We start from the raw sequence: 9,856 nt of genomic DNA, 5'->3' as shown, positions 1-9,856 counted from the left end.
TTTGGAATAGATAACCGTTGCCGAAACAGTTTGGTCTATTTTCTTCCTGTTTGGCAATGATACCAATTAAGCATCTTTATTGCGTAATTACGTAAAGGGGCGGTTAGCGGTTTAGGGGGAGAGGGGAAAGAGTACTTTGTGTTTTATGTTCAGGGGGTGTTGGCCTGAAGCGGGAGCAGCAGTATATCGGCCCCGACCTGGTGGCAGTAGCGCTCAAGGTTGCAACTGTTCGGTGTGTGAGTTGATGGCAGGAACGGTGAAGTGCTGGTGTTGAGTTTTGTTATGAGTTCGCTTTGTTGCTGTTTTTCCAGTGTCAGTTCAAACCGGAGTAGTTGCTGGTAGCCGTCGTGGTCGAGCTGGGGTTTGAGGTTTTTGCGCATGGTTCGATATTGGCGGAGCAGGCTGTCACTGTGGCTGGCTGTGTCGATCAAGTTCTGGATAAGTTGATTGCTCAGCGATAATTGCTGACAGTCTAGCCAGTGCAGTAAGAGGGCAAGATTGACGTTGCCCCCGAAGTGATTTTGCAGGCTCAGACAGGCTGGTTCGACACCAGCCCGGGTGTAATGACCCAGGCTGAATTGCCAGAAATCTTCCGGAGTCAGAGCTATGCCATCAGGCATTGAATTCAGTTTCCATTGCTTCAAGCTCTTCCTGCAGTTCCATCCACTCCATTTCAATCTCTTCGAGTGCTGCTTTGGCATCGCCCTGGCGCTTGAGTTGATCGTTCAGGCGAACTTTATTTTCAGCTTCGTAAATCGCCGGATCTGACAATTGGGTTTCAGCATCGGTAATTTCGGTACCGAGTTTTTCCATCTGCTTGTCCAGTTTGTCGATTTGCTTGCGGATTGGGGCGGTTTTCTTACGGAACTCCGCTTCCAGACGTTTTTGCTCTTTGCGGGATGCCGCGCTGTTGTCTTTGCCTGTGTCCGGTTTTTCGGCCTGTTGCTCCCGGCGTTCATTGCGTTGCTGTTCCGTCAGCCACTTGTGGTAGTCATTCAGATCGCCGTTGAACGGTTCTACTTGGCGGTCGTGAACCAGGTAAAGGTCATCGGTGGTCGCACGCAGCAGGTAACGGTCGTGGCTGACGATCACCATGGCACCGTCGTAAGACTGCAGGGCCAGTGTCAGGGCCTGACGCATGTCCAGATCCAGGTGGTTTGTCGGTTCATCGAGCAGCAACAGGTTCGGGCGCTGCCAGACGATAAGTGCCAGAACCAGGCGGGCTTTTTCCCCGCCGGAGAACGGGCCGACTTTTTCCAGGGCCTTGTCGCCGTTGAAACCGAAGCTGCCGAGGTAATCACGCAGCTGCTGTTCGGTTGCCTGCGGAGCAATGCGGGCCATGTGCTGTACCGGGGTGTCATCCATGTACAGGGTTTCCAGCTGGTGCTGGGCAAAGTAGCCGATCTTTACACCTTGTGAGTAGGTCAGATCGCCGGCTTTGGCTGGCAGCTCACCGGACAGGAGTTTGATAAGAGTCGATTTACCGGCACCGTTGCGGCCCAGCAGGCCGATACGGCTGCCCGGTACCAGATTCAGGCGGATTTTTTCCAGGATCAGGTTATCACCGTAACCGGCTTCCACCTGATCCATCATCAGGATAGGGTTTGGCAGGGCGCTTGGCTCGCGGAACTCAAAGCTGAACGGGTTATCGAACTGGGCCGGCAGCACTTTTTCCATTTTCTCCAGCGCTTTAATCCGGCTCTGGGCCTGACGGGCTTTGCTGGCCTTGTAGCGGAAGCGGTCGATGTATGACTGCATGTGTGCCATCTGCTTCTGCTGTTTCTGGTACATAGCTTGTTGCAGTACCAGCTTTTCAGCGCGCTGGGTTTCAAACGATGAATAGTTACCTGTGTAGCTGTTCATCGTCTGGTTTTCAATATGGATGATGCGGTTTACGACCGGGTCCAGGAAGTCACGGTCGTGGGAAATCAGCACCAGGGTACCGCGGTAGTTCTGCAGCCATTTTTCCAGCCACATGACGGCATCTAGATCCAAGTGGTTGGTCGGTTCGTCGAGTAGTAGCAGATCGGAACGGCACAGCAGTGCCTGAGCCAGGTTCAGGCGCATTCGCCAGCCACCGGAGAACTGGGTCAGGTTCCATTGCATTTGTTCCTGGGAAAAGCCCAGGCCGTCCAGCAGCTCCGCTGCGCGGGCACGGATGCTGTAGCCGCCGATGGTTTCCAGCTTGCCGTGAAGCTCAGCGACTTTGTTGCCGTTATTAGCTTCTTCTGCAGCAGCCAGATCGCGTTCCAGCTGGCGGTATTCGCGGTCACCGTCGATGACGTATTCAATGGCGCTGCGCTCCAGTGCTGGGGTTTCCTGAGCTACCCAGGCCAGCTCCCAGTTTGCCGGCAGCTGGCAGTTACCGGCATCGACGCTCAGCTCGCCTTTTAGCATGGCGAACAGGGTGGATTTACCGCAGCCGTTCTTGCCGACCAGACCGACTTTGTCTCCGGGATGGATGGTTGCTGTGGCGTTGTTAAGAAGAACTTTACCGCCGCGTAAGAGTTGAATGTCCGAAAAGGTAATCATCGACAGTGTCGGGGCAGCCCCGCTCCGCATAGTAAAACTGATATGAAATTGAGCGGCAGTCTATAACAAACAGCCCCTGACTGCTAACCCGCTCGTTATTCACCAGCTAGATTTAATCATAGTGACTGTGAATTTTGCGAAGAAGGATCTGCTGTCATCACAATTATGTATTATGTGCACTGGAGTGATGATAAAGCTGTCCTGTATGGAGAGCCTGAGGGATGCAGTAAGGAACACTATGACCAAAAAAGGACAGCCAAGAGTTTTGCTGATTTATGCCCACCCGGACCCTGAATCCTCGGTGGCAAATTGTGAAATGCTGAAAGGGATTGAAGCGCTGGACAATGTCACCGTGCATGATTTGTATGCCGCCTATCCTGATTTTTTTATTGATGTTAACTATGAGCGTGAGCTGGTTTGCCAGCATGACATCATTGTCTTCCAACATCCTTTATATATGTATTCTTGCCCGGCGCTGCTTAAAGAGTGGATTGATGAAGTGCTCAGCAAAGGTTTTGCTCATGGTGAAGGGATGGCAACCAAGGGCAAGTACTGGCGTTCGGTGATCACCACTGGCGGGGCGGCAGAAGCCTATACCCCGGATGGTTATAACCGTTGTAGCCTTGCCGAGATCCTTAAACCGTTTGAGTTGTCGGCGGCCCTGTGTCAGATGGAGTGGCTGGAGCCGCTGGTGCTGCATTGGGCACGACGCATTCCGGCTGGTGAGCTTTCAGCACATGCGAAGGCATACCATCAGTGGTTACAGACGCCTTTTGTTCATGAACAAAAGGCGCAAGAAGATGACAGCGAAGGAAAGGAGAACGCCTATGGCCAGTGATGTCCTTTCTGTCAGTGTGGTTTTTCTGGCCGCCGCCGTGGTGGCGGTACCGCTGGCTCAGCGTCTGGGGCTGGGCTCCGTACTCGGGTATCTGCTTGCCGGTATTGTGATTGGTCCGTGGGGGCTGCGCCTGATATCTGATGTAGACGCGATTCTCCACTTTTCAGAATTTGGTGTGGTGCTGCTGCTGTTTTTGATCGGCCTTGAATTGAATCCGAAGAAGCTATGGCAGATGCGCAGACCGATACTCGGGCTGGGTGGCAGTCAGGTTTTGTTGTCCAGCCTGGTTATTGCCGCCATAGTGATGGCTTGCCGCGGTTTTATGCCGGACATTACCTGGCGTGATGCGCTGGTGGTCGGAATGGGGTTGGCGCTGTCGTCGACGGCGATTGCTTTGCGGGTAATAGAAGAGCAGGGGCTGGATGGCAGTGAAACGGGCCAATCCGGCTTTGCTGTATTGCTGTTTCAGGATATAGCGGTGATTCCGATGCTGGCTATTTTGCCAGTGCTGGCCGGTGGCGGTGGGGGGAGCTGGATTGACTTTGCCTGGATGATTGGCGGGATTGTCGCTTTGCTGGTTGGCGGGCACTTCCTGTTGCGCCCTTTATTTCGTTGGGTGGTGCTGAGTGGCGTAAGAGAACTGTTCAATGTTGCCGCGCTGCTGCTTGTTATCGGCATTGCGTTAGGGATGCAGTCGCTGGGCCTGTCGATGGCTTTGGGGACTTTCCTCGCTGGGGTCTTGTTGGCAGAAAGTGAATACCGTCATGAATTGGAAATTGCGATTGAGCCATTTAAAGGTTTATTGCTCGGGCTGTTTTTCATTGCGGTGGGGATGGCGGTCAACCTTGGTTTGCTGTTGGAATATCCGCTGCAGATTTTGTTGGCAGTAACAGGGCTGGTGGCTATCAAAGGGTTGCTGCTTTATGGCCTGGCACGTGCGTTTGGTATCCGCTCTAAATCCCGCAGCCAGATGGCGGCGATCTTAAGTCAGGGCGGAGAGTTCGCTTTTGTGCTGTTCACTGCCGCAATGAGCGAAGGTTTGCTGGGCGGGAAGCTGTCTGCTTTTCTGCTGGTGGTGGTCAGCCTTTCGATGATGACGACTCCGCTGATTATCAGGTTACAGGAAAAATGGTATGCCCGCACTTTCCGGGCCGATCAGCCTGAGCTGGAAAGTGATGTAGTCGATCGCGAACCGCGGGTGATCATTGCCGGCTTCGGCCGTTTCGGCCAGGTGGTTGGGCGCTTGCTGTTCGCCAATAAAATCCGGGTGACGGTCCTGGAGCGTGACCCGAGCCAGATCCAGTTCCTGCGAAAGTTCGGCTATAAAGTCTATTACGGTGATGCAACCCAACTCGATATGTTGCGGGCTGCCGGTGCCGACAAAGCCGAGGCCATTATTATCTGTACCGATGAGCCGGATGAGGTGATGGAGGTGGTCGCCCTGTGTCAGCAGTACTTTCCTAAGCTGAAAATTCTGGCCCGGGCCCGCAGCCGGGTTGAGGCTCACCAGCTACTGAGTCGTGATGTAGAGCACTTTTCCCGGGAAACATTTTCATCTGCGCTTGATTTAGGTCGTAAAACCCTTATATCTCTGGGCATGCACCCGTACAAAGCCAAACGGGCCGAAGCCCATTTTCGCAAGCTCGATACCACTGCTTTGCGGGATCTGTTGCCGCAGCATATTGAAGATGTCCACCTTGCCTCCAGAGCCAAAGAGGCCCGCAAGGAACTGGAAGAGATTTTTGATCGCGAAATGCGTGGTGAGCGTGAGCGGCACAATGGTTGGGATTAACCGCGGGAAGGTTGCTATGAGTAACCTCCGAACTGAAAAAGGATGAACCAGATGGCAAAAAAACGCTTTATTGCCGGAGCGGTGTGTCCGCAGTGCAGTGAACAGGATACATTGCGCTGGTGGCAGGAAAATGAGATCGAAAGGGTTGAGTGTGTGGCCTGTGATTACACCGACCGCCGGGTGCCGAAGTCGGTGGATGAAAGCGAACAGCTTTCGCCGCAAACCAAAGAACAGGTGATTGGCATCTTCAAGCCAGAATAACGAGCGGATATTGGCATCAGACGGCCATTATCCGTTATCATGCAGAAATATTAACAAGGGTACCGGGAGTGCGAACGGTTCCGCACCCTCGCTAAAACGGTACTGTCTCAATATCGGAGTAAACATGAAAGTCGCTAAAGACATCGTAGTAAGCCTTGCCTACCAGGTAAAAACTGAAGAAGGCGTGGTTGTTGACCAGTCAACAGCTGACGCACCTCTTGACTACCTTCACGGTCACAACAACCTGATTGTTGGCCTGGAGAAAGCACTAGAAGGTCGTGAAGCTGGCGACAAATTCGAAGTGACTGTTGCTCCTGAAGAAGCATACGGCGAGCACCGTGAAGAAATGGTTCAGCGTGTTCCTGCAGATGTATTCCAGGGCGTTGACGAAATCACTGTTGGTATGCGTTTCCTTGCTGATACAGATCAGGGCCCAATCCCTGTAGAAGTAACTGAAGTTGATGGCGACCACGTTGTTGTTGACGGCAACCACATGCTGGCTGGCCAGTCACTGACTTTCAGCGCAGAAGTTGTTGCTCTGCGTGAAGCAACAGAAGAAGAAATCGCTCACGGTCATATCCACCGTGCTGGCGGTTGCTGCGGTGGCGGCGGTTGTGATGAACACGAGCACGGCCATGAAGAAGGCGGTTGCTGTGGTGGCGAAGGCCACGGCGGTTGCGGCTGCTCTCACTAATTAATAGTGAAGTATAAAAAACGGGAAGCTCAGGCTTCCCGTTTTTGTTTCTTGCTACTCGAACACTCAAGCCTTGATACTCACATTAATAATGCGGTGGCGGTGTTTCTTCAGACTCGCTGGCCAGGTTTGATGGTTCCATCCCCTTGACCTTACCAACCATGAATTTCATCTGCGTCTGTAATTTGTCGATCAGGAACTGCTGCGCAGTCAGGGCCTGGTTCAGTTCTTCAATGGTTTGATCCTGAAAGGCCTGTTTCATTTCCAGCTCGTCAATTTGAGCCTGTAGTTTTTCAATTTCGGTCATAAGGTGAAAGTGTCCCGTGTTAATCGGTCGTCCAGGCCTGAGCTATACCGGCAGAGCTACCGGAGATGACATGGCCGTCCGGACTGATGGCGACATCATACACCACTGCAGCCGGTGGTCGAGAATCTTGTTTGGCTGCAACTTCCCAGCGTCCGAGATTATCGCCACTTGCCGAGTCCCACAGTTCGAGCCGTCGCGACGGTGTACCGGTGACAACGGTTTTGCCGTCATTGGAGAAGCGGGCGGTGGAAAGGTTTTGCTGGCGCAGGCGCACGGCCAGTGACGCTAGCTTCTCTCCGCTTTGCAAATCCCAGATAAAAATATCGTTGCCACCGTCGGCGGTCAGGGCCAGCTTTCCGTTGCGCTGGAGGGCAACCCGGCTGATCCGGGTGGTATGTTCGAACTGGTAAAGGATCTGGCCATTGCGGGTATCCCACAGGTAGGCAAAATGGTCGTTGCCGCCGGAGAGGGCAAACTGGCCATTGGCCGACAGGGCGACAGAATTAACTTTTTCTCGGTGAGCAAGGAACTCCAGTCGTCTTCCGCTGCCCAAGTCGACATACAGGGCCTTACCGTTAGACAGTGCCAGCAGGACATGCTGACCGTTACTGGCGATATCGACATCACGGATAATACCGTCAGAGATAGACCATAATCCCTCAGACTGGCCCCAGGCCAGATCCCAGACAGCGAAATTCTGCGCTGTTGCTGTAATGGCATAGCGGTTGTTGTCAGAAATTTTGCTGGCGATAACGGTATTGTGATATGGATCTTGAGAACCGAAATCAGCTAACCTTTTGTTTTGCTGTAAGTCCCAGAGCACGATACCTTGTTGTGTCGAGTATAGCAGGGCAAAGCGGCCATCTCGGCTCAGGCTGAAACTGGTAGCGCCTTCCGGGGCAAGCTCCCAGCGTTTGACTTCTGAACCCGAAAAAAAACAGCCTGTTAGGGTAAACAGTGCCAAAATAATGCTAAGCCATTGTATTTTTTTGTGCATTAAGGTCTGTTCCGATTTGTTCTGCTAAATACACGGAAATAGAGCGTCAATGGTATTAAATAACTGAATAACAGTGAGTATTTGGCAGTTTTTTAATACAGTTGGTATTAGTATATTGATATCGAGTGCTTTTCACACTAGAGCTTTTGATTCAAAAAGTGAAAAGCCGATTATAAAAAATGAGGCATTCCCTCAGCGAATGATGGAGAAATACATGAAACCTGTTCTGAAGATGTCTGTTTTGGCTGCGACAATCCTGCTAGCGGTAGGCTGCCAAGATGAAAAAGCAGCTGATACAAAACCAGCAGAGCCTGCAAAAGTAGAGCAGGTGGCAACTGAAGCTGCACCTGCAGCATTTGCCTCAGAAGATGAAAAAGCCGCTTACGCGATTGGTGCATCGTTGGCACAGTACCTGGCAGCTAACCTGGATCAGCAGAAAGAGCTGGGCCTGAACCTGGATCGTGAACATGTTCTGGCTGGTGTACGTGACGTATTTGCTGATCAAAGCCGCCTGACTCCGGAAGAAACTCAGCAGACCCTGCAGGAACTGGACAAGCGTGTTTCTGAGATCGTACAGAAGAAAGCTCAGGAAGAAGCCGAAAAGAACATTAAGGCCGGTGAAGAGTACCGTGCTAAATTTGAGAAACAAGACGGTGTGGTGAAAACAGAATCTGGCTTGCTATACCAGGTTGAAACTCAGGGCGAAGGTGACAAGCCTGCTGCAACCGATACTGTTCGCGTTCACTACAAAGGTACGCTGACTGACGGTACCGAGTTTGACAGCTCATACAAGCGCAACCAGCCTGCGACTTTCCCGCTTAACCAGGTTATCCCTGGCTGGACTGAAGGTGTACAGCTAATGCCTGTTGGTTCTAAGTTCAAGTTTGTTATTCCACCTGAGCTGGCATACGGTTCACAGGCGAACCCAAGCATTCCTGCTAACTCTACTTTGGTATTTGAAGTTGAACTTCTGGACATCGTAAAGCCAGAAAAACAGGCAGAAACACAGAAAACCCAGTAAGTCACAGGATTAGCGCCGATATTTGGCCTTAAACTTTACTGAATGCAGATGAAACCCGGCTTTGGCCGGGTTTTTTTATATTTGTTTGATCTGGGCTAACGTTGGATATAGACCAAGTTCATATAAAATTTTAGGGAGCTATCAATAATCTGATAAACTTGCTAGAAAGATTTGAAATTTTACCCGTTCTATTTATTTTCGCGCGTTCCCTTTGCTGTACAGGTATCAGTTTGGTGAGAGAAGCGGTGAAACTAAATAAAATGGCTTTAGCAAGGAAGATGTGAAAGTGGTATCTACAGATAACTATAGTTCTGAGGTGATGGTTGAAAGTGACATAATCGAGCCGCGTGCATTCAGCGAGCATGATTACGTTATCCTGCGTTCTTACGAAGCGGTTGTTGACGGCCTGGCTGCGCTGATCGGCCCGTTTTGTGAAATCGTATTGCACTCACTGGCAGACCTGAATACTTCAGCAATCAAAATTGCCAACGGTGAAAACACCGGCCGTAAAGTCGGTTCCCCGATCACTGATCTGGCACTGCGTATGCTTCGGGACATTGAAGGTTCTGAGCGTAACTTTTCTCGTGCATACTTCACCCGCGCCAAGGGTGGGGCGCTGATGAAGTCGATCACTATTGCTATTCGCAACAGTGAAGACCGTATCATCGGCCTGCTGTGTATCAATATTAATCTGGATGCCCCGTTTGCACAGATCCTGCAGTCTTTCATGCCAACTGATGAAGCCAAGCAGGCAGCATCAAGCGTTAACTTTGCCAGTGATGTTGATGAGCTGGTGGATCAGACCGTTGAGCGTACCATCGAAGAGATTAACGCCGACAAGAACGTATCGAACAATGCTAAGAACCGCCAGATCGTGATGGAACTGTATGACAAAGGTATTTTCGATATCAAAGATGCCATCAACCGTGTTGCGGATCGCCTGAATATTTCCAAGCACACCGTTTATCTCTACATCCGTCAGCGTAAAACTGAGGATTGCGATAAATGAGCCTGAATTATGTGCTGGTCGTTGACGGGCCTGCATATGGTACACAAGCAGCCCGGCAGGCCTATCAGTTTGCTCAGGCCGTGATTGGTCAGGGCCACAAACTGTCGCGGGTCTTTTTCTACCAGGACGGTGTCCATAATGGTTCGGCATTGGCTGCGCCTGCATCGGATGAGTTTGATCTGGTTGCGGCCTGGCAGCAGTTGGCGACAGAAAATGAGGTTGAGCTGCAGACCTGTGTGGCTGCGGCTCTGCGTCGTGGCATTGTCAGCAAGCAGGAAGCCGAGCAGAATTCCTTGCCGGGAGATAACCTGGCTGCAGGGTTTGAGCAAGCAGGTTTAGGTGGTCTGGCTGAAGCCATGCTTACCGCCGATCGCGTGATTCAGTTTTAAAATCCCTTCCAAGAGA

General features: G+C 51.6%; 11 protein-coding genes. 7 read left to right on the top strand and 4 right to left on the bottom strand.

Translation table 11 applies throughout. The annotated features are described in order from the left end of the window. Positions 1 to 149: 149 nt before the first annotated feature. Together AACQ93_RS15720 and AACQ93_RS15715 are read right to left on the bottom strand one after the other, a co-directional pair. A complete protein-coding gene (locus AACQ93_RS15720) occupies positions 150 to 644 on the bottom strand; it encodes a TIGR02444 family protein (protein ID WP_232323323.1) in 495 nt (164 codons plus the stop codon). Then, positions 613 to 2,532: an ABC transporter ATP-binding protein gene (locus AACQ93_RS15715; protein ID WP_064606757.1), complete on the bottom strand. Its 1,920-nt coding sequence runs from the start codon at positions 2,530 to 2,532 to the stop codon at positions 613 to 615. The genes AACQ93_RS15720 and AACQ93_RS15715 overlap by 32 nt, the downstream gene beginning before the upstream one ends. Before the next feature lie 238 nt (positions 2,533 to 2,770). Here AACQ93_RS15715 and kefG point away from each other — a divergent pair, with 238 nt between their 5' ends. From kefG to slyD, 4 genes are all read left to right on the top strand, one after another. Then, on the top strand, positions 2,771 to 3,370 hold the full coding sequence (kefG, locus tag AACQ93_RS15710; protein WP_007469246.1) for a glutathione-regulated potassium-efflux system ancillary protein KefG: 600 nt from the start codon (positions 2,771 to 2,773) through the stop codon (positions 3,368 to 3,370). Next, positions 3,360 to 5,162: a glutathione-regulated potassium-efflux system protein KefB gene (gene kefB, locus AACQ93_RS15705; protein WP_064606097.1), complete on the top strand. Its 1,803-nt coding sequence runs from the start codon at positions 3,360 to 3,362 to the stop codon at positions 5,160 to 5,162. Before kefG ends, kefB begins: the two co-directional genes overlap by 11 nt. Before the next feature lie 51 nt (positions 5,163 to 5,213). Beyond that, on the top strand, positions 5,214 to 5,423 hold the full coding sequence (locus AACQ93_RS15700) for a YheV family putative zinc ribbon protein (RefSeq protein WP_064606095.1): 210 nt from the start codon (positions 5,214 to 5,216) through the stop codon (positions 5,421 to 5,423). Between the two features lie 124 nt (positions 5,424 to 5,547). Continuing rightward, the gene (slyD, locus tag AACQ93_RS15695; RefSeq protein ID WP_064606093.1) at positions 5,548 to 6,117 is read left to right on the top strand and encodes a peptidylprolyl isomerase; all 570 of its coding nucleotides are present in this window, start codon (positions 5,548 to 5,550) and stop codon (positions 6,115 to 6,117) included. Between the two features lie 85 nt (positions 6,118 to 6,202). Here the strand turns inward: slyD and AACQ93_RS15690 are convergent, their stop codons facing one another. Next, on the bottom strand, positions 6,203 to 6,424 hold the full coding sequence (locus AACQ93_RS15690) for a SlyX family protein (RefSeq protein ID WP_007469238.1): 222 nt from the start codon (positions 6,422 to 6,424) through the stop codon (positions 6,203 to 6,205). 19 nt (positions 6,425 to 6,443) lie between these two features. Then, entirely contained in the window at positions 6,444 to 7,421 is a 978-nt protein-coding gene (locus tag AACQ93_RS15685) for a WD40 repeat domain-containing protein (protein WP_064606091.1), read from the bottom strand. Between the two features lie 214 nt (positions 7,422 to 7,635). Here AACQ93_RS15685 and fkpA point away from each other — a divergent pair, with 214 nt between their 5' ends. The 3 genes from fkpA (at position 7,636) to tusD (ending at position 9,840) form a co-directional block, all read left to right on the top strand. After that, positions 7,636 to 8,442, top strand: coding sequence for an FKBP-type peptidyl-prolyl cis-trans isomerase (fkpA, locus tag AACQ93_RS15680; RefSeq protein ID WP_007469234.1), 807 nt, complete (start codon positions 7,636 to 7,638; stop codon positions 8,440 to 8,442). Positions 8,443 to 8,761: 319 nt separating this feature from the next. Beyond that, a complete protein-coding gene (locus tag AACQ93_RS15675) occupies positions 8,762 to 9,451 on the top strand; it encodes a helix-turn-helix transcriptional regulator (protein WP_369808747.1) in 690 nt (229 codons plus the stop codon). Further along, positions 9,448 to 9,840, top strand: a complete 393-nt coding sequence (gene tusD / locus AACQ93_RS15670; RefSeq protein ID WP_064606089.1) for a sulfurtransferase complex subunit TusD — start codon at positions 9,448 to 9,450, stop codon at positions 9,838 to 9,840. The genes AACQ93_RS15675 and tusD overlap by 4 nt, the downstream gene beginning before the upstream one ends. The last annotated feature ends 16 nt before the right edge of the window (positions 9,841 to 9,856 follow it).

The sequence above is a fragment of the Photobacterium sp. J15 genome (genome assembly GCF_963870815.1).
GTDB lineage: Bacteria > Pseudomonadota > Gammaproteobacteria > Enterobacterales > Vibrionaceae > Photobacterium > Photobacterium marinum.
Note: the sequence above shows the minus strand (reverse complement) of the source record. Positions and strands in the feature narration are given on the sequence as shown.

What these genes read in the sequence shown, in the direction of transcription:
- kefB (WP_064606097.1), top strand. Translation starts at nt 3,360, where the DNA reads ATGGCCAGTGATGTCCTTTCTGTCAGTGTGGTTTTTCTGGCCGCCGCC.
- fkpA (WP_007469234.1), top strand. Translation starts at nt 7,636, where the DNA reads ATGAAACCTGTTCTGAAGATGTCTGTTTTGGCTGCGACAATCCTGCTA.
- slyD (WP_064606093.1), top strand. Translation starts at nt 5,548, where the DNA reads ATGAAAGTCGCTAAAGACATCGTAGTAAGCCTTGCCTACCAGGTAAAA.
- AACQ93_RS15675 (WP_369808747.1), top strand. Translation starts at nt 8,762, where the DNA reads ATGGTTGAAAGTGACATAATCGAGCCGCGTGCATTCAGCGAGCATGAT.
- tusD (WP_064606089.1), top strand. Translation starts at nt 9,448, where the DNA reads ATGAGCCTGAATTATGTGCTGGTCGTTGACGGGCCTGCATATGGTACA.
- AACQ93_RS15700 (WP_064606095.1), top strand. Translation starts at nt 5,214, where the DNA reads ATGGCAAAAAAACGCTTTATTGCCGGAGCGGTGTGTCCGCAGTGCAGT.
- AACQ93_RS15715 (WP_064606757.1), bottom strand. Translation starts at nt 2,532, where the DNA reads ATGATTACCTTTTCGGACATTCAACTCTTACGCGGCGGTAAAGTTCTT.
- AACQ93_RS15690 (WP_007469238.1), bottom strand. Translation starts at nt 6,424, where the DNA reads ATGACCGAAATTGAAAAACTACAGGCTCAAATTGACGAGCTGGAAATG.
- kefG (WP_007469246.1), top strand. Translation starts at nt 2,771, where the DNA reads ATGACCAAAAAAGGACAGCCAAGAGTTTTGCTGATTTATGCCCACCCG.
- AACQ93_RS15685 (WP_064606091.1), bottom strand. Translation starts at nt 7,421, where the DNA reads ATGCACAAAAAAATACAATGGCTTAGCATTATTTTGGCACTGTTTACC.